The 22,791-nt window shown below is 56.2% G+C and carries 12 protein-coding genes; all 12 read right to left on the reverse strand.

Annotation, left to right across the window (positions count from 1 at the left end; translation table 11 throughout):
- Entirely contained in the window at positions 1–1,023 is a 1,023-nt protein-coding gene (locus NSU01_RS18190; protein ID WP_076243107.1) for an electron transfer flavoprotein subunit alpha/FixB family protein, read from the reverse strand.
- Positions 1,024–1,162: 139 nt separating this feature from the next.
- A complete protein-coding gene (locus NSU01_RS18195) occupies positions 1,163–1,915 on the reverse strand; it encodes an electron transfer flavoprotein subunit beta/FixA family protein (protein ID WP_076243106.1) in 753 nt (250 codons plus the stop codon).
- 31 nt (positions 1,916–1,946) lie between these two features.
- Complete coding sequence (locus NSU01_RS18200; protein WP_042137623.1) at positions 1,947–2,459, reverse strand: flavodoxin domain-containing protein; 513 nt, start codon at positions 2,457–2,459, stop codon at positions 1,947–1,949.
- Between the two features lie 33 nt (positions 2,460–2,492).
- Positions 2,493–3,266 (reverse strand): 4'-phosphopantetheinyl transferase superfamily protein, encoded by a 774-nt coding sequence (locus tag NSU01_RS18205; protein ID WP_076243105.1) that lies wholly within the window; start codon positions 3,264–3,266, stop codon positions 2,493–2,495.
- Positions 3,267–3,276: 10 nt separating this feature from the next.
- Entirely contained in the window at positions 3,277–4,059 is a 783-nt protein-coding gene (locus NSU01_RS18210) for an enoyl-CoA hydratase-related protein (RefSeq protein WP_076243189.1), read from the reverse strand.
- Positions 4,060–4,071: 12 nt separating this feature from the next.
- Entirely contained in the window at positions 4,072–5,304 is a 1,233-nt protein-coding gene (locus NSU01_RS18215) for a hydroxymethylglutaryl-CoA synthase family protein (RefSeq protein ID WP_076243104.1), read from the reverse strand.
- Positions 5,305–6,609, reverse strand: coding sequence for a beta-ketoacyl synthase N-terminal-like domain-containing protein (locus NSU01_RS18220; RefSeq protein WP_076243103.1), 1,305 nt, complete (start codon positions 6,607–6,609; stop codon positions 5,305–5,307).
- Positions 6,596–6,835 carry an acyl carrier protein gene (locus NSU01_RS18225; RefSeq protein ID WP_039291935.1) on the reverse strand — a complete coding sequence of 80 codons (240 nt, stop codon included), beginning with the start codon at positions 6,833–6,835 and terminating at the stop codon, positions 6,596–6,598. Before NSU01_RS18225 ends, NSU01_RS18220 begins: the two co-directional genes overlap by 14 nt.
- On the reverse strand, positions 6,832–10,395 hold the full coding sequence (fabD, locus tag NSU01_RS18230) for an ACP S-malonyltransferase (RefSeq protein WP_042137630.1): 3,564 nt from the start codon (positions 10,393–10,395) through the stop codon (positions 6,832–6,834). Before fabD ends, NSU01_RS18225 begins: the two co-directional genes overlap by 4 nt.
- Before the next feature lie 26 nt (positions 10,396–10,421).
- Entirely contained in the window at positions 10,422–11,099 is a 678-nt protein-coding gene (locus tag NSU01_RS18235; RefSeq protein ID WP_039291928.1) for an MBL fold metallo-hydrolase, read from the reverse strand.
- 141 nt (positions 11,100–11,240) lie between these two features.
- Positions 11,241–13,799 (reverse strand): alpha/beta fold hydrolase, encoded by a 2,559-nt coding sequence (locus tag NSU01_RS18240; protein ID WP_076243102.1) that lies wholly within the window; start codon positions 13,797–13,799, stop codon positions 11,241–11,243.
- Positions 13,796–22,768 (reverse strand): SDR family NAD(P)-dependent oxidoreductase, encoded by an 8,973-nt coding sequence (locus tag NSU01_RS18245; RefSeq protein WP_076243101.1) that lies wholly within the window; start codon positions 22,766–22,768, stop codon positions 13,796–13,798. Before NSU01_RS18245 ends, NSU01_RS18240 begins: the two co-directional genes overlap by 4 nt.
- Positions 22,769–22,791 lie beyond the last annotated feature (23 nt).

Here is a 22,791-nt window from a genome sequence, read left to right on the forward strand (position 1 = left end):
TCACCTGCCTACTGTTATGTTTTGTCTAACCTGTTCAATCAGGAGCGGCACCGCTTCGAACAGATCGGCAACAATGCCGTGCGCAGCCAGTCCCAGAATTGGGGCTGTCCTGTCCCTGTTGATAGCAATCACGGTGTCCATTCTGCGGATGCCCACAGTATGCTGAACCGCTCCCGAGATGCCGACCGCGATATAGATTCTGCCGCTCACATTCCGGCCTGTTAAGCCAATCTGCCGGGAATAATCCAGCCAGCCCTGGTCAATCACCGGTCTTGTTGCACCCAGCTCTGCGCCCAGGCATGCGGCAAGCTCTCGGACCAGCTCCATACCTTCCTTGCTGCACACGCCCCGTCCTGCGGCGACGATAATACCGGAAGCGGCGGAGCCGGGCACTTCTCTGCTCTTGATCACCTCAAGGATAGAGGAACGTAGCACGGATGGAAGCTGGAGCTGCGGATGAATAATCCGTCCGGTCCGGTACGGATCGGGTTCGCAAGGGGACATGGCCCCGGGCCGGACTGTCGCCATTTGCGGTCTGGCCTCCGGGCAGCAGATGGTCGCCATTAACGCCCCTTCCCGGGCTGGCCGGATCTGCAGCAGCACCCGGCTAGGCAGATCAATGTCAAGCTCTGTGCAATCCGCAGTTAAGCCGGTGTTAAGCCTTGCAGCTAATCTAGCGGCGATGGATTTGCTATGTATAGTGGAGGGAAGCAGCAGGATTTCCGGTTTAGCCTCCAATACCAGCTGATGCAGCAGCTCCGTATGAACCTCTTCGCTCAGCGGACTGAGGCCGGGCTGATCGAGAACATAGACGGTGTCCGCGCCATGGCTGATGCAGGAGGCCGCATAGGCTGATGTACCGCTTCCGATAAGCACGACGGCAATGTCCGTCTGCAGTTTCCGGTTCAGCTCACGGGCTGAGCCCAGCAGCTCATATACAGCCGGGCTAAGCTGTCCTTCCGCGTATTCACCGGCAATCATGAGACCTTCATATTCTCTGGCCCGCAGGCTCTGATCCGGCATGGAAGCCTCCTTATCTGAATGAAAATAACAAGTGGAAACGGCTTTGCCGTCCTTTTGTAAGGACGGTACTGTTTCAGCGAGAAATAGAAGGATAAGTTATCATGTGAAACATATAAATTCTTATATTTTAGAAAAAGCATCATATACTTGGTGACATATTCTTATCTGTCAAAAGCTGCGCGATCTCCTCAATCTGCTCCCGCAGGCTCTTGCCGCTTACGGTGAAGGGCACCTGCCGGTCTGCGGCATTCCGGGTTGCCTGCACCCGGGTAGGCGATCCCGCAAGCCCGCAGGCTTGCTTGTCCAGGCTCAGGTCCTGGGCGGACAGCCTGGTGATTTCACAGCGGTTAGCCTTCAGAATTCCATTAATGGTCGCCATCCGCGGCTGATTAATGCCTTTATGCACCGTTATCAGGGCCGGGAGCATCAGCTGCACAATTTCAAAACCGGTCTCTGTCATCCGCCTGCAGGTGATGTGCCGCTCTTCCAGGGCGAGGATATCCAGCACATGCGTGGTGTGCGCAGTGCCCAGCTTCTCCGCCAGGGCCGGACCGACCTGTGCGGTCTCCCCATCTGTCGAATGGGTGCCGCAGAGAATCAGATCCGGCTTGCCTATTAGCTCAAGCCCACGGGAGAGCACAGTGGCCGTTGCGAGTGTGTCCCCACCCGCGAACAGCCTGTCGGTCAGCAGCACGCCTGCATCCGCACCCAGTGAGATGCAGCTCCGCAAGATCTGGGCTGCGGATTCTGCTCCCATACTTACGGCGGTTACGCTCCCGCCCTGGCGCTCCCTGATCTGCAGCGCCTCTTCCAGGGCAAAGACATCCGCCGGGTTCATAACAGGCCCCATGTGAGCGGAGGGTACCTGCTTGACACATACTGCTATCTGCAATCCGCTCACTCCTTCCTGGACAAGGTTCTGCTCATGAGGTTTGGCGCAGTTCCTGAAGAATCGGCGAAATGTTTTCTTTGCGCACATCGTCGCAGTTTCTGACCATTTCTTCTGCCATTTCCTTGCCCATGAACAGCCGGGTCATTTTCTGTCCGACCTTCATCATGGTTTTATCCTTGTCGGCCAGCTGTTCAAAGTTAAACCGGCCTTCCAGCGGGAAATATTTCAGCCCGGCACGGATTTTTTCGGGAATGCTTTTGTTGTAGTTCTTGATGGAGGCTTCGCTTTGCACAGGTGTTTTGGAGACGGAAAAGAGGATGACCTTCTTATGCTGCAGCTGGTCCCAGACCTTCTTGAGATAATCGGCGATGACCAGCTTCTGTACCCGCACATAGGTACCTATAATTACGGTGTCATACTGGCCTGCCTGCTTAATGTCAAACGTGTCGATGTCCGCGAGATCGGCTCCAAGCTCCTCCGCGATCCATTCCGCATACTGCTTCGTACTTCCGTAGACGCTTGTGTAAAGGACGAGACTTTTCATAAAGCACCTCCTGAAATGGTTGATACTCATACGTTATAATGGCAGCATTTCTTGCAGACATTGCAATAACCGGGCTTCCGAGCCGTCAGTCATGGCCTTGGCCGGAAGCACAATGGTAAAAACATATTCACGGCGCAGAACGGATATGGCCTTGAATTGCGGGAAATTCTTGAACTGGCTAATCACTCCCTGCTCACCGCGGGTGCACGCTTTGATTTCGAACAGGTCGGTGGGAACGGTGAAGCCGGTCTGAAGCACTTTGGACATCGCTTCCTTGGCCGTCCAGAGCAGGGTCAGGAAGTGCGTCGGCGCAAGCTCAGGTCCAAGGTCCTTCATCAGCGCCTCTTCCTCCTTGGAGGTAATTCTTCTTAACGCGTCCATCGCCTTCTCATCCACAAGCTCCATGTCAACACCCAGCAGAAGACGCGGGTCATAATCAACCGCCGCTCCCAGGGTGTCGCAATGGGTAATCGTAATCTTCCGGTCGCTTCCGGCTACCAGCGGCTGGCACAGAATTCCGTGATCAACCTGAATTTCGGACAGATCATCCTGCTCCCCGGCCACAGCCATCTTGGCGGCCAGCTTGCCGAGCAGGTAGCTGTTGCGGCGTCTGGGATATTTGAACCCGGAGTATTGCTCCTTCTCCGCCGCACTCAGATAATCCAGTGGCCCGTCCTCCGGCGGCAGGGAGACCACACTCAGCTTCAGCCCATAACGATCCTCCGGGCCTTCCAGTTCAAAGCTGATCCTTCTTACCGTCTGGGAGAGGAACTGTTCGTATTGCCTTGCGAAGGTTGTATATAGCATCTCTGTGCCCCTATTCTTTTTCCCAGGGAAATCTTTTGTAACGCACATAATTCTGAATGTTCTCTCTGACTTCTGCGGAAGCGGTCAGCTTGTCAATCTCGGCTACGGCGGCATGTTCCATCGTTTCGTTGATAATCCACATTTGCCGGAAATAGCCTTTGATCTCCCTTACTGTCTGCGGCGTGATCCGGCTGATTCTCCGGTATAGCCGCAGAATGCTGGCATCCGGGTCAGCAGTCACTTCATCGGCCAGTCTGCACCCTAGCGCTTCTTCCGAGGACAAGGGCAGCGTGGTCAAGGTCATCTTGTATGCCTGCCAATAGCCGGTCCGCCGGATTAGATAAGGACTGACGAGAGCGGGCACGAGGCCCCAGATCGCTTCGGGCAGGGCAAAGGTGGAACGCGGCGAAGCGACCACATAATCACAGGCAGCCATCAGCCCCACACCACCGGCAAGCACCTGCCCGTCTACCTTGGCGATCACCATCTTGGACAGCTCGCCGATCCTTTTCATCGTCTGCAAAAAATCTACGGATGGCGGGGCGGCTGAATCACCGGGTGCGTCGTCCTCCCCGTCCGTAAACGCCTGAAAATTCATCCCGGTACAGAAATACCCGCCCGTACCTTCAAGGACAATCACCCGGCAGGCGCTCAGCTCCTCCAGCATCCCTAAGGCATGCTGCAGCTCTGATACCAGGGTGGCAGTGATACTGTTCTTGTGCTCCGGACGGTTCAGCCGGATGCTGTAGAGCCCTTCGTCCAGGTGACTTACGGCAATAGAATGATACTCCATGGCAGTCACTTGTCAGCTCCACGCATATTTGCGGTGAAAGTCATCGACTTCGGTCAGAACCAGATAACCTTTGCCCTTAAAGAAGTGATCATAGACGCGGCTGAATCCGGAGAAATCCACCTTCTTGTCCCGGATTCCGAAAAGCCACTCCACATTCTGGTCCAGGATGTCGTCATATTCCTCAAAGCTGAGCTCATAACGGCTGTCCAGCCCCGCCTGAATATTCATCGTACTTAGCTTCCTTACGGATTCCGGCGTAACCACCCCGCTGTAAAATTCGGAAGAGCAACCTGAGCCGTAGGAGAATAACCCGACTCTGCGGTAATCCGCAATGTCTGCCTGATCAATCAAACTGCATAAACTAAGGTATAAAGCTGCGGAATAGACATTGCCCACCTGCATGCCGTAGGTCAGGGACGGGGCGACTCTTTTGTCAAAGTCCTGCTGGACTACTGCGCCTCTCAGTTTCAGCTCCTCATGGATCAGCTTGCGGTGCGCGCCTTTGACCATGCCGCCGAAGGGCGTATGGAAGGCCAGGAAATCAAAGGTCTCCTGAAAATGGACGCCGTCCACCTTCTCCTTATAATTCTTATAGGCATTCTCCAGGCAGTCCAGATAAGACAGCAGCGACAAATCCGGGTTCCCGGTCTCGATCTCCGGCAGCGGCCGGCAGGTATCCATCACCTCATAGCTGTAATGTCCGGTTGCGCCGAAGTCCAGCTCCAGAATCTCCGGATTGGCACTGATGAGCATGGCTACGGCTCCAACAGCCTGAGTCGGCTCACCGTAGGTACTCTTGGCTGCTGCTCTCGCTACATCCGTGGCAATGACCAGCGCCTTGGCTCCGGGGGAAGCACCCGAGGCGATGAAGCAGGCAGCCATGTGCAGCCCGGCCGTTCCGCCGTAACAGGCCTGCTTCAGCTCGAACAACCGGCAATGGCGGCTCAGCCCCAGATAGTCATGGATATAGGTACTGAGCGATTTGCCGAAATCCACACCGGACTCGCTGGCAGTAATCACCAGCTCGATCCGGTTCTTGTCCTCTTCGCTTAAGGCATCAATGATCGGCTTCGCCGCATTGACTCCGCCTGTTACAGCATCTTCGCAGGCTACACCCACAGATTTCCGGTCCATCATCAGATTATCGAACCGGCTGAGGTCAAGGCCTCTGCCTTCAAAGATACTGCGGGCGGAGATCACCGCCGGTCCCCCGTAAAAGTTGATACTCTCAATTCCTACTCGCATTCAGCTTGCTCCTTTTCTGATGATAATGCTGGTATTGATTCCTCCGAAGCCGTAGGAATTGCTAAGCCCATAAGTAAATCCCGCCGGTTCCGCCAGGCTGGAAGCGAAATAGTGCTCCCGGCTGATCGGGTCCTCCAGAGAGGGCAGCGGGTGAAGGAAATCCCCCTGCAGCTGGAGGATCGTCGCCACGGCTTCCACCACTCCGGCTGCATACAGGCAATGTCCGGTCAGCGCTTTGGTCGAATTCAACCGGATGTGACTTAGCTGGCCGCCAAACACCCGTGAGATTGATTTCAGCTCCGTCACATCCCCCAGCGGTGTAGAAGTGCCATGCGCATTGATGTAATCAATGACAGAGGGGGCGATTCCGGCAGTGCGGAGCGCCTGCTCCATCGTCCGCACCTGTCCATCTTCGCTCGGATCAGACAGGCTGTGTCCGTCCAGAGCAGCCGCCCCGCCGGCTATAGTCGCCAGTACCTCCACTTGCCGGGCTTGGGCACTGTCCGCCCCCTCCAGGATCAGGCAGGCGGAAGCCTGCCCGAAGATGAAGCCTTCATGCCTGCTGTCGAACGGCCGGCACGCTGAGGCGGGTGCATCATGGAAGCTGCGGCCTCCGTACGCCCCAATATTGAGGAAGCCCTGCAGCTCCAGCGGGGACAGATCGGCCAAAGGTCCGATAACCATACAGACATCGACAATCCCGAGCTGGATTAATTGCGCTGCCCTCAGCACCGCCGCATTTCCGCTGGCTGAGGCGCCGCCAACCGTCGCTCCCTCTCCCTGAATGCCGAACATTTCACTAAGTACCCCAAGCTGATAGGTATCCATGTAATTCAGCGCATATCTGGGATGCAGCAGCTCCAGCTGATGTCCGTATTCCACCATTGCTGCATAGCTGACCGCCGGAGAAATATTGCTTCCGGCAATGATCAGGCCGATCCGGTCTGCCTCCGGCCTGCTTACATTCAGCTTCGCCTGCTGCCATGCCTCGGCTCCGGCCAGTGCGGAGGCCTTAACCGATTTGCCGGAGATTCTGAACAACCGGCCGGCATTCCGCGATAAATCCCCTTCATAGCGTCGGAAGGATTCCTGCAGCCCTTCCTCGCGCAGCTCAGCGCCGATCAGCGGCTGTCCGTCCGGATAGGTTAATCCCTGAAGATAGCCAATTCCGCTGCGGCCTTCTTTCAGGGATCGCCCGAAGGCTTCTATACCGCTTGCCGCCGCGCTGAGGACCCCCATCCCGGTGACCGTCACCGGGCGGAAATCCTCAAACCGCCAGCCTGTTGCACCGTTATAGATTTTCATGCAGGAAATCTACGACCTCCCCGATATTCTTCAGGCTCCCGAACTGCAGCAGCGGGATTTTAATGTTCAGCTCATCCATGGTGTCGGAAATAATATCAAAGCGGTCAATGGAGTTCGCGCCGAGGTCCTTCATGCTTGCTTCCCTGTGAATCTGCTCTGCTGTCAAATCCGGCAGGATATCGATCATTTTACTCTTCATAATCTCCAGTACCTGGTCTTTGTTCATACAAGAACCTCTCCTTTTATGATCTGGGCAGCCCCGTTCATCATCTTGACGGCAATCTCGCCAGCCCGGCGGTGTCTCCAGGCTTCCAGCGGTGTACCCTTCACCCACTGGTTGAAGGCTCCCATGGCCGGGCCGCACATAATGCTGTAATTGACCTTATTGCCGGATTCACCGGCGATGGCGGAGGCCTTGCCTTTGGCGATATACCATTTGAAGACAGCCGCAAGCTGCTGCTTCGAATCTCCCTGGACAGCAGCCCGCTCCTCCGCAGACATTCCGCGCTTGCATGCCTCCAGAACTTCCGTCATCGGCTGGCCGAAATATTTGTCTTCGAGTTGAGACTTCGTCTTGCTGTCCAGCTGCGCGATGGAGCCGGTATTGCGGTACAGCTCATACAATTTGTTGGCTCTTGCCGAGAAGAACAGCCCCTTCTTGAGGACCTGGGCCTTGCCGCCCAGCTCGAACAGCTCCAGGGAAGGAACATAGGCCATGTCGTAGACGTTCACCTGCTCCAGAAGCTCCTTCACCTCCGGGCTTGCCCCGCTCTCCACCGTGCATTGATTAATCGATCCGGTCAAAATAAAGTCCGCGCCCATCAGGAATACACCAGCTGCAGCTTCCGGGGTTCCAATCCCTCCGGCGGCACCGATGTGCATCTCCTGCACCGGAGCGAAGGTACGGGACAATTCCTTCTTCAGACGCAAAAGCGTCGGCAACAGGCTGATAAGGTTGGCCTGATCGGTCGGACCTGCCGAATCTCCTGCTGCGCAAAGATCATCCGCCACCGGAACAAGCCGGGCCAGCTCTGCCTGCTCTGCCGTAATCTGACGGTCGGCCAGCAGCTTGTCCACGATACGGGCCGGAGCCGGCAGCATGAACAGTGTAGCGATATCCGGCCGGGATACCTTGGCAATGATCCGGTTGGCGCGGTGCACAGTTCCATCCTCCGCTCTCGTAAGTCCCAGCAAACGGTACTTTACAAGCGCCGGCGTCAGGGTGAGGTACGAGGAGGCTTCAACCAATTGAATCTTCTCTCTCAACAGAAGCTCTATCAACTCCTCTTCCCGGTTCGGATAGATCGGATGATAGGTTACGGCAACCCCAATAGATTTGCTGTTGCCCAGCTCCCGGCGGATATGGCGGATGGCATCTGCAAGCTCTGCCGGCTTCATCCCGCCTGCGCCCAGAAAAGCGAGACAGCCTGTCTTGCCAGCCTGTACAACCAGTTCTGAGGAGGAGATTCCGTCATTCATCCCTCCCAGCAAATACGCATAATCCAGTCCGTAGCGCTGCTTGAATGCCGCGCTTCCGAGCCGGGTTCCGGTGAAGGCAGTCTGTACCAGCGCCTCTTCCTGCGTCTGGACAGGCTCCGGCTCCACTGTGAAATCTGCGGCCGGAGCTTCCGCAGCTGCGAACGGTTCAAATCCTGTAGAGACCTCAGAGACCTCAACCGCATTTACTGCATTTATCGCATCTACTTCATTTGTGGCATTTGCAGCGTGAACGATTACAGTATTCTCGGAAGCATCCTCCTGTTCCGCGGCTTCAGCCGTGTTCTGTACCTCAACTGCTGCAACAGCTTCAGCTGTGACAGGGGCTTCAAATGCTACAGCAGGCTCAGCCGCTTCCGGTGCTGTGTCGGCTTCGGCAGTTGATGCCGATTCGGCAAATAACAGCCGGGCCTCGGCGGCATCATCCACGATCAGCGGCTCCGCTTCCCGTTTGATTTTGCTGACCAAGCCTGCGATGACGTGACCCGGGCCGATCTGGGTCAGCTCCATTTCGGGATGCCTGCCCATGAGGTAACGGACCGATTCGGACCATTTCACGCTGCTGACCATCTGCTCTGTCATATAATGTACGGCATCGCCTACGGAATAAGGCCGCGCCGTCAAGTTGGCGATAACCGGAATAGAGGGCGGAGCGAACTCGAACTGGCTGAGGAACTCCTGAAATTGGAGCGCCGAGCTGCGCATATACCGGGAGTGGAAGGCGCCGCTGACATTCAGCACGACATAAGCGGAAGCTCCATTCTGTTCAAAAATCTCTTTGGCGGCCTGCACATCCTCCATCAGCCCCGAAAGGGCAATCTGCGTAGGCGTATTCAGGTTGGCCACATCCAGTTTATCGAGGCGGTGGTCGGCGAGAATCCGGTGAATGGCTTCCTCGGTCAGCCCGATGACGGCGGCCATACCGCCGCCGGTCGCCGTGTTCATCAGCGCGCCTCTCTTTTGCACAATCTTAAGACCGGTCTCGAAATCGAACACGCCTGCCGCATACAGCGCACTGTACTCGCCTAAGCTGTGTCCGGCTACGAAATCGGGGGCCTCCCCGGAATCCCGCAGCTCCTTAAGATAGGACAGGACATTAACGACATAGAGCGCGGGCTGTGTATAAGCGGTAGTATCCAGCAGCCTGCTGCTGTTCTTCAGACACAGCTCTTCAATGGAGTAGCCCAACACCCGGTCGGCAATCGCGGTATATTCGGGGAACTCCTTGAACAGCGTGCCTCCCATACCCATGAACTGCGCGCCTTGCCCCGGGAATAAATATGACTTCATCTTCATCTTCGGCTCCCACGCCTCCTTCTTAAGGTTCATTTGCCCATACTCGGCCACGATCTCATTCAGCTTCTTCAGCTCGCTGCCCATTGGCGTAATCACAGACCGTACCTGCCGGACCTGAGGCTGCTCCAGAATGTATTTGCTGAAATTCTCCAGTGTACCTGACGGACCCAGGTCGAGAAACAGCCGCTCCCCGCCGGAGGACAGACTCTCCAGTGCACCGCGGAAATTCATCGGCTTCCTTAGCACATCCCACAAAAAGGACTCTCCCACAGCCTGCACGCTTCCCCCGGCCATAGCCGATACCAGACTGATTCCCCGGGCTGGAGTCTTGTAGTCAATCTTCTGCAAATATGTACGGTAAGGCTCCTCCAGTTCATCGATGGATGCGGAATGAAAGGCATAGTTCACAGGCAGCTTCAGACTGGCGATGTTACGTTCTTTGATAAACTGCTGAATTTCTTTGACATGCTCGCGTTTGCAGGCGATTGTAAAATGCTTCTCAAAGTTCACGGCAATCAGCTCCGAGCGGGTATTCAGCTCCGCATTCCCGTGATACAGCTGTTCATTGTCCAGAATGGCAATCATCGCACCGGTTTTGCAGGTCTTTTTGAGCAGCTCGACTTGCTTCACGATAAGCTCCAGCGCCTGTTCAGCCGTCAGCACCCCAGCCACCGCCAGCGCCACATATTCCCCCAAGCTTACCCCCAGCGTATAGCGGGGAGTCATTCCCTCAGCCTTCAAAGTCTCCGCCAGCGCATATTGAACCATGAAGATCGCGGGATGGGTATACAGGATATCCTCGAATCTGGAACCCTTGCGCTTGGTGTTGAGATATAGCTCTTCTATTACGCTTTTGCCGGTCAGATCATGAAAAATACGGTCCAGCTGTTCCATGGATTGTCGAAACACAGGCTGATTCTCGTACAATTCAAGACCCATTTTGTTGTATTGCGAGCCTTGCCCGGAGAACATAAACACCATTTCGCTGTGCATTACGGTACCTCCTGAATTTGAGCAGCTTATTTGAAATCAAAAACTCTGGCATTGTTCTTTCTGTTCCTGTATTTCACAAAATGATTGATGTCATCGATTTGGAAATACAGATTTCTTTTATAGAGATAGCTCATCTCTTTGCCCGGCGGATCGCCGAAGGAATGGCCCGGGAAAACCCGCACATGTGCCGGAATCAGCCGGATCAGCCGGTGGATGCTGTAATACATATCCTCTGCCGAGCCCCCCTCGCTGTCGCATAAGCCGCAGCCTTCGATAAATACCGTATCCCCGGAGAAAAGGTTGTCTTCGCCCCAGTAGCAGACACTTCCCTGCGTATGCCCTGGAGTCACCAGACAAGTAATTTGGGTGTCCCCGATACGTATCCGGTCCATGTCTTCAACGGTTCTGAGCCGGGTGCAGCGGTATCTGTAGTAGTCCGCCTCTGTTCTGGAAATATAGACCGACGGATGATAGAGCATTTCCAGTTTTTTGACCATATTGGTGTGATCGAAATGAGAATGCGTCAGCAGTACAGCCTCCAGGGATGCGCCCTGCTTCTCCAAAATCTGGATCATTTGCGATACATCCCAGGATGGATCAACAACAAAAGCTTTACGGGAGGTCTTGTCAATTCCGAGATAAGCGTAGTTAGAAAAAGTCATACACTGCGTTTTGATGGTAAACAGATCATACGTTGCTTCCATGTCCGCCTCCTCGAAAATCTGGTTTGTCATATTTCCACAATTTTCTTTATGAATCTACTAAATTATCATCTACGATTTCCTTCAATGTCAATGAATGTTTATGCTGTATAATGTTAAAATTAGTATCATATTTTTGAATTTTTACCTTTTGTGGGCTGCAACAAGAACACAGTCGGCCATAAAGCGCCGTTCATCGTCGCCAGGGAAGACCTGAATGTCCTGATAACCGGCGTCCACGAATACTTTTTCCCAGGCATACGGGTCAATAATCGGAGATTTATCGCGCAGGCTCCGGTCCTCGAACATCCACCAGCCTTCGGCCAGCCCCCAGACCATATCCACCCAGCGCAGGCGTTTGCAGGCTTCAATCAGCAGCATCAGACCATCCGGCACAAGCAGCTGCCGCAAATTGGCCAGCGTTCCGCCGATATCCTTAGTGGCATGGACCACATTCAGCCCGAGCACAACATCAAAGCTGTGCAGTGCCAGGCCCTGCTCTGCCGGATTTTTGCTGATATCAAAAGTCTTAAAGCGCAGGGAAGTGAATTCGGGCTCATCCTTCGCCTTGTTAATAAAATATTCGCCGATATCGGTGAAATAGTAGTTCACATTCGGGAGTTCTGCCAGATCCAGCAGCTGCCGGGTCAAGAGTCCGGTTCCGCCGCCGACCTCAAGAATATTGAGCGGTCTACCGCCTCCGTCCCTGGCGATCAGCATGGAGAGAATATCATGCACCACCCGGGCATAGACCCGTTCCCTGCCATGCTCCACGGTATCCCGGTTGCTCCGCTCCAGGGCGTCCGAGCTGCCCTTAGGGAACAGCACGCTGACCGGAGGGACCCGTCCGCTGAGCGCATCCTTATAATTGCCGGTGCAATAATCCAGGAACTGGAGCATCCCCTGGAACTCAGGGAAATCCTGCAGACAGGCCTCATACAGCTCCTGCGGCTGCGGAATCTCCGCTTCGGCCTTGATGAATTTGACGCGGCTGTTCAGCAGCTTCACCACGCCGTCTTCCGCCAGCATGTCGATCATGCAGTCCAGCAGCTTGGTATATCCGGGGAGGATCTTCAGCCTCTTCACCCACTCAGTCCGGTCATGAATCGTACCGGGAGTGGTGTCGAGACCGCACTGCCTGATATAACGGTAGGCATAGCTCATGCACAGCTCATTCAGACGCTCTTCCAGTCCCCCGTAGCCTTCGATTCCCCGTATGTCCAGCTCTGATCTGCGCAATTGCTCAGCATCCAGAATTTGCGCGTAGCTGTCCCGCAGGCTGAAGGGTTCAGCCTCCGGCCGGAAGATGAACTCTTCCACCGCCCGGTGAAGCTGCTCATGATGCGTCATGAACAGGAAATGGGCGGCGTCCTCCATTTCAACGCAGCGGGCCCCCGGAATTGCAACTGCCATTTCTCTGGATTGCCGGGTATTGATGATGGTGTCTTTTTTGCCGTATACGATCAGTACCGGCACCTGAATGCGGCCGATCAGCTGGATGGTCGAGTAGCTTTTGTGATTGCCGGGCAGATAATATTCCATATACTTCGTGAAAATCTGCTTGTTGATGCTCTTTCCGTATTCCATTAGCTCCAGGGAATCCAGCCCCCGCTCGACTGCTTCAAGATCCTTCTTCATCGCTGCGTCGGCATTCATTTGCGGGTTCTCATTGACGATTTCATAGATGGAGCTGACCAGGATCAGGCTGGAAACCCGCTCCGGATACTCCACGCTGAACGTTTGCCCGACGAGTCCCCCCCAGGAAATGCCTACAAAATCCACCAGCCCGCTCACTCCCAGATTGTCCAGCACCTCCGCAATCACCTTGACCCTGTGCTCCAGCGAGTAATTGTCGATATCCTCACTGAGTCCGCAGCCCGGATTATGGATACTGATGACCCGGTAGCGGCTTGAGAAATAATCGAGCTGATGCAGAATCATCGGCGAAGCCATACCCACACCTCCGACAATGACCAGCGGCTTGCCCTGACCGGAGATTACTACCTCCATCTTCTGACCGGCCGAGGTATTCACCAGCAGCTGGATGTATTTGTGCGCGACTCTATCCAGCTCAGCTGTGGACAGCGGAGGATAACCCGTCCTTGGAGCATTGATGGAGGAGTCGGCAAGCTTGCTCCAAAAGTCGAGGAAAAAGGTATCCGAACTGTTGACCAGCCATAGGGAATCCTGCCGGGCAGGGGTGAACTTCCCAGTCTCAGCGGGGCCTTGAGAAAGCAGGTGACCCGTAGGCTGTACAGCAGGCTCCCCGCTGAAGCTGACCTCTGCACCGGAGGATTGGGTCAGCAGGAATCCGGTTAAGGTATTGATCGTGCTGTATTCAAAGAAGACATCCAGGGGAAAGCTGAATCCCAGCTTCTCCGTCAGATAGCTGTGAAAGGCCGTGAAGCTGATGGAATCAAACCCAAAGCTTTTCCAGTCGGCATCCGGGTGGATTTTGCCCGCCGGTACCTTAAGCAGCGTGGCTACTCCCTCCACCAGGAGCTTGTTCAATTGCGAGCCCAAATCCTGCCGGTCCGCAGGAGCCGCGATTAGCGGCTCCTCCTGGATCGGCGGCTGCGGCTGATGCTGTGGCTGGCCTGCAGGACGCTGACTGTTCTCCCTGATGATCTTCAATGCTTCCTCCGGAGACATTTGCTGGTTCTCCACCAGCTTTAACAACTGCATTCTCGAATAGGTGCTCATTCCAAGAGATCCCCCACTAACAGATTTAAGTTCTCGGCGCTTATTTCCCCTTTGTGTACCTTGTTCAGCCACAGCAGCAGCTGATCGTCATCCAGAACAACCGGCTCTTCTTCCGCATGTGCTTCTGCTTCCGGAGTATGAACCGGGCTTAGGGCAGATTCTGGCGCGCTTATGCGGTCCGGTCCGGGCAGCCAGTATCTTTCCTCATCAAAGGCATACTCGGGAAGCGGCGTCTTGCGCAGTGGCTGCGGGTACCAGGCCGTCCAGTCAATGGCAACGCCCTGCACCCATAGCTGGGCAATCTTGTCCAGCTTCTCTCCCAGCAGCAGCTCATTCATGAACAAGCGGCTCTCCTCGCCGTCGAACAGCTTGCTGAGCGCCGAGCGCTGGCTGCTCTGTCCTTCATGTATGCCCGCCTGATCCTGCTGCCCGGACAGGTACATTCCCAGCTTCCCGTGAAGCATGCTCAGGCTGTCGGCCACAATGGCCAGCCGTTCCGTCATTTCAGCGCGTCCGGTCTGCAGACTGTAAGCCAGCTGCTCCAGGGTGAGGCTGTCCGGCAGAGCAGTTCCTTCCAGGTGCACTCTACTGCGTCCCGCCGCGTAGTAACTGCTGATCCCCTCGGGATCGTGCTGCAACAGGAACATCACCAGACTGTTGAGCGAAGAGAAGCCGTACACGGCGTCCTTGAATTCGAGAGTGAATTTGTCCTTCAGCAATTCCAGCAGCTGCACGTTCTTGACCGCGTCCAGTCCATATTCCTCGAGCTCCGCCGCAGGATCAATGTCCTCACCGTCAAGAACCATCACCTGCCTGAACAAGGCAATGACATCGCGCCGCAGGCTTGTTTCCAGACTGTGGGCGTTGTCCTCCGCAGGAAGGGCCGCCTCTCCCGCAAGGCTGCGGGCGACAAAGTCCTGGAGTCTGCGGCTGTTCTCCTTTAGACTGCTTTGGCTTTTGGCAGACAGGATAATGATGTGCCGGGAGCGGCTGTTTGCAGGCAGCTCAACCGGCGGATTGCGGTATTCTTCCAGAATGATATGCGCATTGCTTCCGCCTACACCGAAAGCGCTGATGCCCGCCCGGCGCGGAATCTCACTGCCCCGGCTTCCGGCAAGCGGCTTCCATGGGACAGTTTGCCCTGCAATGCTAAGACCGCTGCCTTCCAGCTTGATATAGGGATTCAGCTCCTTGAAGTGAATATTGCCCGGAATCTTCCCGTGCTTCATGGACAGCAGCACTTTGCTTACACCCGCTATGCCTGCCGCCGATTCCAGGTGGCCGATTGCTGTTTTGACCGAGCCGATTACGCATTGCGGCAGCTCTGATTCCGGCTTCCCCCACTCTTGATACAGAGCCTTGAATGCCTTTTTCAGTCCCTCTACTTCAATCGGATCGCCCAGGCTGGTACCTGTTCCGTGCGTCTCAATATAAGTGACCGTGGAAGGGTCTATGCCTGCCCGCTCATGTGCGCGGATAATGACTTCCGCCTGGGATTTGGCATTCGGGGAAGTAATCGAATTCGATTTCCCGCCGTGGTTGACCGCTGTTCCCCGGATCACGCCATGAATATAATCCTTGTCCCTAAGCGCGGCAGACAGCGGCTTAAGCAGCAGCGCCCCTGCCCCTTCGCCTCTCACATACCCGTCGGCGTCCTTGTCGAAGGTCTTGCATTTCCCGTCCTTGCTCAGCATCCCCAGGCTGCTGCCAGCGATGAACAGGTTCGGGCTGGCGATCAGATTGATTCCGCCTGCGACTGCATATGGACAGCCTTCATGCCAGATCGATTCCACCGCCCGGTGGATGGCTACCAACGAGCTGGAGCAGGCCGTGTCAATCGGCTCGCTCGGTCCGCTCCAGTTGAAGAAATAAGAAATCCGGTTCGTCAGCATCGTGCGGGTCAGCGTGGTGGCAATCTCATCCTTCAGCAGCAACTCCTGATAATCCCCGTTCGATACCCCGATGAATACCGAGGTCCGGGTTCCCGACAGTTCCTCCGGCTTGTAGCCCGCATTCTCAAGCGTATGCCATACGGTCTGGAGCATATGTCTTTCCTGCGGGTCCATCTTCTCCGCTTCCACCGGCGAAATGCCGAAGAAGAGCGGATCAAAGGTGTCGATGCGCTTAAGGAAGGCACCGTATTTCACATCGGTTCTGCCCGTCTCCCGGCGCGGGTCGCCGTAGCGGTTCTGCCAGCTCCAGCGGTCTTCAGGAATGGTGGTGACCATGTCCTTCTGTGCTTCCAGATTGGACCAGAACTGCTCCAGATTGTCCGCTCCGGGCATCATCCCGCTCATGCCCACGATAGCGATAGGCTCCCTGGTGTCCGGCAGGGCACCGGTGTTCCGCCCAGATCGATCCGCCAGGTTCGGGAACAAGGAGGTATCCGGTTTGCGGTGCAGTAGCCTGAATGCAGTCTCCGGCTGAAGGTAAGGTTGCCGTGCTTCCGCTTGCAGGGCCTGAACCGGGAGGCGTTCGCCGCCTCGTTCCGGCGGTGCAAAATGAAGGTCAATCACCGTCCGGTATTCACCGTATATCGCTTCCGCAATGGCCGCCGGAGTAGACTGCTCGAAGAACAGCGTTGGTGTAATCTCCACTCCTAAGACCCGGTTGATAGCATTCGACAGCTCAGTGAACGAGATCGAATCAAAACCAAGCTCACTGAGATCAGTATCCCGGCTGACCTCGCTCCGGCTGCTCTTGAGAATATCCGCCATGATGCCGATGAGCGCTTCCTCCAGCTGATGGCTTCGTTCGTTATCCCCAGGCGCAGCGGCCGCAGCGGCGAAACTGCCTTCCGGCTGCCGGCTTTGCCGGCTGGCCTGGCGAAATTGGCCGGTGAAGGTACGGATGAGCTTCTCCCTGTCTCCCGCTACCGCCATCACCTGGTCCTCCCGGAAGGACAGGCTGTCTTCCAGGGCCCGCAGTCCCTGTTCATCAGACAGCGGGTTCATCCCAAACTTTGACCAGAGCAATTCCCTGGTAGCGCCGTCCACCTGCATGCCGCCATTCTCCCACAGGGACCAGTTCACTGCGGTATCGCTTCTGCCCCGCTTCTCATTCATCAGCGCTACATAATGATCCAAAAAGCTGTTGGCATAGGCATAATCGCTCTGGCCGATATTTCCGACTAACGCGGTTGAGGAGGAGAAGGGCACGAACAGCAGCTCCGGATTTTCCCGTGACAACGCCCGGTACAGATATACGGTTCCGTATACCTTGGGACTGAGCACATCGGCAATATCCGCCATGTTCTTCTTAACCAGCAGCGAATCCTTGATTACTCCGGCGCAATGAATAACTCCATCCAGCTGGTTAAACAAATTCTTAATCTCCGCTACCGTAAGCTCCACCGCTTTCGCATCGGCCAAATCCATCGAAAGATAGACCGCCTCTGCACCCAGCGACTTCAGCCGCTCAAGCTTGGCCGGGTCACCTTCCGGGCTTCTGCCGCACAGCACCAGGCGCGCCTGGTAATTCTCTGCGAGATGCTCGGCAACCCTATAGCCCAGTCCGCCGAGTCCGCCGACAATCATATAGACACCTCGGGCCTTCAGCCTGCGCGTACGGTCCCGGGGCGGCTGTGCAGGGATTAACTGGCGGGTATATCTGCAGCCCGCTTCATATTTCACCTCATGCTCAGGCTGGCTGCCTGAAAACTCCTGTTCCAGCACATGATTCAACCTGCTGTGATCCTTAATATGGATCAGGCTGCCCTGCAATTTGGGACTCTCCAGCACGGCTGAGCGGAAGAAGCCGGACAATGCACTATAGGCGGCCACCGTTTTCTCATCGCGGTATATGCAGAACAGGCGGACCGGGCTTCGGAACCCGAAGGAAGCCAGCCATTTGGACAGATGGAACACGGGATAGACGTCCTGAGCCACACACTCTCTGACCGTCCGGGCACCTGTGCCGCTAAGCAGATAAACAATCTGCAGCTTCGTATCCTCAGCAATGCCGCAGGCTTCGGCCAGTCTCGTATAACTCTCCGGATCGGCTGGATCAATCTGAAACTGATTAACGGCTAGTGACTTGTACACTGAGCCAAAGCTTACCCGAATGGCAGTGTCCGCAAGTGCATTTGTCAGACTCGCCTCCTTCTCCGCCGAAGCGCCGCCCATGAGCAGCAATTTGGCTCCCGGAGCAGACGGCAGCGCAAGTGGATCTATGGGACTCTCCACCCAGCCCGGGGTCAAATAGACCAGCTCACTTCCGGCGGACTTTGGCTGATGCACTGCTGCGGAGGTTCCCGCCAGCGGGTTCACCTGAAACGGACGGATGGCAAGCTCTTTCATTCTTGAAACCACTTGTCCTGCTTCTGCCACAAAAGCGATATCGAATTTCAGTCCCTGACCCGGCGAACGCTGAACATAGGCGTAGGCGGGCTGAACAGAAGCATCCAGAATTTCGAGCTGTCCCAGCACGAACGGCACAAACAGCACCTGCCGGTCAATCAGCCCGGTCCGGTAGGCAAAAGCCACCGCAGACTGCAAGCCTCCGTCGGTCAGGGTCGGGTGCAGCTGATAATGATCCAATGTGGTCATAAGACGGTCCGGAACAGTCAGCCTGGAGACGGCTTCGGACGGATTGCAGTACAAAGCCTGAATCCCCGAGAACCGGCTGCCCAGCTCAGCGCCCAGGCTGCCCAGCAGCTCATAATAGGCACGCGCTTCCTGCTCCCCGCCGCTGCTTCTGCCGATTATGGCGTTGATATCCAGGCTCTCCTGCCGGAAGTCCCCGGAAGAACCCAGCTCCAGCTTGCCCTGGGCATGCTCCACCCGCTGCCCGCCTTGCTCGGAGTAAATCCTGAAGTCAATCCCTTGGGGTCCGGGCTGCACAGCGGTTCTGACCAGTAACGCTTCCTTGTCCACAAGCACCGGACTCGACCAGACCACATTGCGGATTCCGGTTACATCATGCTTAGGATCGGCCAAGGCTCCGGCTGCCCGGACCATCTCCAGATAGACAACGCCCGGCAGAACATGCCCATGATCAGCCAGATAGAACTCGTCGCCCTGAAAGGTCTTCCCGAACTCCTGTTCATACAGCGTCGACAGGTTGCGGTCGATCAGGGCGTGCAAGGCTGAGGCCACAATCTTGACGGAAGCGGGGTCTGCCTTCTTCAGCGGCATCCAATACCGGGTCTGTGCAAATGGATAGCTCGGCAAGGAAACTCTCGCCGGACGCTGATTCCCATACAACTCGGTCCAGGAAATACTGGCTCCGGCTGTCCAGGCCTTGGCGAGGGTAACGTGATCCGCAGCCGCCAAGGCATGGGCGATAACCGCTTGTGAATAGTCCTCAGCTCCTGTCTCTGGACGGGATTTCTTAACGCTGCCCGTGTACAGGCCGGGTGCTTCGTATCCGCCGCAATAAGCGGCCAGCCTGTCCCGCAACTCCTCTGCAGTGGCTGCGATAATAGCCAGCCGTTCCTCCAGCTCTTCGCGTCCCACCTGGAGCGTGTAGGCGATCCCTCGCATATCTGCAGCCTCGGCTAGAGCGCCGCGGAAGAGTGCGGCGTATTCGCGCAGCCGGTCACTGTTCTTGGCCGACAGGAGGAATACTATAGGTTCATCCGCAGTTTGCGCAGGAGCCGCAGACGGCACATACTCCTCGATGACGGCATGGGCGTTCGTGCCGCCGAAGCCGAAGGAGCTGACACCCGCGCAGCGTAGTAAGGACTGGCCGGACGTGTCCATCTTGGCCTCCCAGGTCTTCGTGCGTTCCAGTACGTAGAACGGGGAGCCTTCCAGTTGAATGTAAGGATTCAGCTCCTTGAAATTCAGGTTACCCGGCAGCTTGCCCTTGGAGAGGGAGAGCAGAACCTTAATCACTCCGGCAATACCGGAAGCCGGCTCCAGATGCCCGATGTTCGTCTTGAGCGCGCCGAGACCGATCTGCGGACCAGGGGCCGGAGCTTGGCCCCGGCTATGGTACAGCTCGGAGAAGGCTTTTTTCAGCCCGTTGATTTCCACCGGGTCGCCCAGCTCCGTTCCCGTTCCATGCGTTTCGATATACGATACCGCAGCCGGATCTACGCCCGCTTCGGTGAAGGCCTGCACCACCAGCTCAGCCTGCGCATCCGGATTGGGAGCGGTAAGGGAATGACCCCGGCCTCCGTGATTCTCGGCTGTGCCTTTAATCACGCCGTAAATGTGATCGCCATCCGCCACGGCCTGATCCAGCGGCTTCAGCACTACGACGCCGACGCCTTCTCCTTTGACATAGCCGTTCGCACTGCGGTCAAAGGTTTTGCACTGCCCCTCCGGTGAGAATACACCCATGACTCCAGCACCTACATAGGTATTGGGATCAAGCATCAGGCTCACCCCGCCTGCCAGCGCAAGGCTGCTCTCGCCGTGCTGAATGGATTTCACCGCCCGGTGCAAGGCTACGAGACTGCTGGAGCAGGCGGTATCAATTGATTCGCTGGGCCCTTTGAAATTAAACAGGTAAGAGACGCGGTTGCTGAGCAAGGCCGTTGCGTTGCCAATGCTGGACTGGGCCTGAATCTTCTCCATATTCGCGGACAATAACTGCTGGTAATCGGTAAACTGGACGCCGGAGAATACGCCCACCGGCTTCCCGGCAAGTGTAGACATTTTATATCCGCTGTCCTCCACCGCTTTCCAGACCGCCTGAATATATAATCTGTGCTGCGGGTCCATCAGCTCCGCTTCGCGGGGCGACAGCTGGAAGAACTTGGCGTCAAAGGTATCATGGCCGCCGATAAAGCCGCCCCAGCGGGAATTGGTGCGGTTCTCAGCCTGCGGGTCGGTGCTGTAATAGGCCTTCCAGTCCCAGCGGTCTGCAGGAATCTCCCGGATCTGATTCTCCTGGCGCTCGAGGAAATTCCACAGCTCCTCCGCCGTGTCTGCACCCGGCAGCTTGAAGCTCACGCCAATCACCGCCACATCCCGCCGCGCCGTAGCTTCGTGCACGGCCTTTGTGCGGCTGGTCTTGCTGCGGCCGGAGAATTTCTGTGCCAGCGGCAGCAGCGCAGGCGGCTGTTCTTCCCCTGCACCAGCTCTCATGCGGGGCAGACCGGCGGGAACCTCAAGCGGAACTGTCTGCGCAGCCGGAGCATTCTGTGGATTCTGAGGAATTGCCTCCTGTGCCGGCAGCGGTGCAATACGTATCTGCTGGTCAAGTGAATCAGTCACAGGAGTCGCCGCAGCATAATGCGCCTGAATCTCCCGGCTGAATTCCTCCAGCAGGAACGGGGTCAGCTCGCTCAGTGTGGTTTTGGCGAAAAAGACAGCCGGAGACAGTTCAATTTCATACAGCTCGCTTAACCCGTCAGCAAATTCCTTCAGTGAAATCGAATCAAAGCCGAAATCGCCCATGTTCTCCTCCGGGTTCAGCCTGCCGGGCTGTGTCTGCAAAATTTGCGCCGCCAGGTGCAGCACATCGCGCATTACCTGTTCTTCCATGGACTCGGTTGTATTCCCCGTATGCTCCTCCAACTTAGCTATTCCTCCTCTGGCCTGCTCGGCCTCCTTCGGCTTCAGCCTCAGCTGCGTTTCCAGCCTTGTTCGTTCCCCGTATACTACTGCAGCTTGCTGCTCCTGGCCCGCCAGGATGGCTTCAAAAGCGCTGATGCCCAGCGCCTCTGTTAAATACCCCATCCCGGAAGTCTGCAGATAGAGCTGTTCCCCCTGATTGTCCAGATGCATTCCGCCCGCTTCCCATAGCGGCCAATTCAGGCAGAGGCTTCTGCCCTGCCGTTCGCCCTTCTCGGCCTTTTGCTGCCTGCGGCGGCAAAACCGGTCCAAAAACCGGTTCGCCACGGCATAATCACACTGTCCGAAATCCCCAAGCAGGGATGAAGTCGAGGAGAAGGCGGCAAAGAAATCCAGCGGCTCCTGCTGCGTGGCTTCATCCAGAGCAGCAATACCCGCGATTTTCGGCTGAAGAATCTCAGTGAAGGCGGCCGTGCTTTTCTGAAAAATAAGCTGATGGCTCGCTTGTCCCGCCGCATGTACCACACCGTTAAGGACTCCGTAATGCTGCTTGGCCAGCCGGACTGCCGAATGCACTTCAGCGGTCTTCGCAATATCGCAGGTCAGATACAGCGCTTCTCCACCGGAGGCACGCAAGGCCGCCAGTTTATCCTCCACTAAGGCTGTAAGCGGACTTCTGCCCAACAGAACCAGCTTCGCCCGGTAATTCTCCGCGAGATGAGTACTCAGGATCATGCCCAGCGCACCGGCTCCGCCGGAAATCATGTACACGCCGCCCTGCTTCAGCAGAGCAGGCCCGTCTGTCCCCAGGTTAAGCTCGCTGAACTGCTGCTCCAATCGGCAGCCACCCGTATATCTCACTTCATGTGCAAAAGCAAAGCGGGTCAGCAGGCTTTCCTCCCGGATGAGTTCCGCCAGATTCGCTTCTCCATCCTGCAGCCCGATATGAGTGAAGCGAAGACGCGGATATACCCGCTGCAGCGAGCTGCCGTAGGCTCCCAAAGCTTCGATTGCAGGCTGCTCTCCGCCGCCGCTCCGGGAGATGGACAGCCAGCGGATATTAAGCCGCAGCTTCAGGGCATGAAAGGCCTGAACCCAATGAAAAATAGTGAAAATAGCACCGGTATCCGGCGGTGTCATTGAATCATCCGGCGGCGCGGTATTCTTCCAGAGCATCGCCATATAGGCGATTTGCAGGTTGTCCCTGGCAGCTTCAGCCAGCACAGCGGTATAATCCTGTTCCACCGCAGGATTGATCGTGTAAGTATGACCGTCCTGTTTGTGGAAGGTGCTTGCCGCCAGTACGGTAATTACAGTGAAATCCCGGCTGAGTTCCCTCACTGCCGCCTGTCCTTCCCTGTCCTCTGCCTCCATAAACAGGAGCATTGCCTTAGCCTCTTCCTTAGAGGGGATCGCCGGGGCTTGCGGAACGGGGGCGGATTCCGCCCACAGCTCCTGGAAATAGATTAATTCCTTACGGTCTTCCGGTTTGTCCATGCTCATTGTGCTGACCACCAACCTATGTT

Origin of the sequence: Paenibacillus sp. FSL H8-0259, from assembly GCF_037963255.1 — a bacterium.
GTDB classification, from domain to species: domain Bacteria; phylum Bacillota; class Bacilli; order Paenibacillales; family Paenibacillaceae; genus Paenibacillus_AQ; species Paenibacillus_AQ phytohabitans.

Excerpts from the sequence above, each read along its gene's own strand:
- NSU01_RS18190 (WP_076243107.1), bottom strand. The coding sequence starts at position 1,023 with ATGCCGGATCAGAGCCTGCGGGCCAGAGAATATGAAGGTCTCATGATT.
- NSU01_RS18200 (WP_042137623.1), bottom strand. The coding sequence starts at position 2,459 with ATGAAAAGTCTCGTCCTTTACACAAGCGTCTACGGAAGTACGAAGCAG.
- NSU01_RS18205 (WP_076243105.1), bottom strand. The coding sequence starts at position 3,266 with ATGCTATATACAACCTTCGCAAGGCAATACGAACAGTTCCTCTCCCAG.
- NSU01_RS18210 (WP_076243189.1), bottom strand. The coding sequence starts at position 4,059 with ATGGAGTATCATTCTATTGCCGTAAGTCACCTGGACGAAGGGCTCTAC.
- NSU01_RS18215 (WP_076243104.1), bottom strand. The coding sequence starts at position 5,304 with ATGCGAGTAGGAATTGAGAGTATCAACTTTTACGGGGGACCGGCGGTG.
- NSU01_RS18220 (WP_076243103.1), bottom strand. The coding sequence starts at position 6,609 with ATGAAAATCTATAACGGTGCAACAGGCTGGCGGTTTGAGGATTTCCGC.
- NSU01_RS18225 (WP_039291935.1), bottom strand. The coding sequence starts at position 6,835 with ATGAACAAAGACCAGGTACTGGAGATTATGAAGAGTAAAATGATCGAT.
- fabD (WP_042137630.1), bottom strand. The coding sequence starts at position 10,395 with ATGCACAGCGAAATGGTGTTTATGTTCTCCGGGCAAGGCTCGCAATAC.
- NSU01_RS18235 (WP_039291928.1), bottom strand. The coding sequence starts at position 11,099 with ATGGAAGCAACGTATGATCTGTTTACCATCAAAACGCAGTGTATGACT.
- NSU01_RS18240 (WP_076243102.1), bottom strand. The coding sequence starts at position 13,799 with ATGAGCACCTATTCGAGAATGCAGTTGTTAAAGCTGGTGGAGAACCAG.
- NSU01_RS18245 (WP_076243101.1), bottom strand. The coding sequence starts at position 22,768 with ATGAGCATGGACAAACCGGAAGACCGTAAGGAATTAATCTATTTCCAG.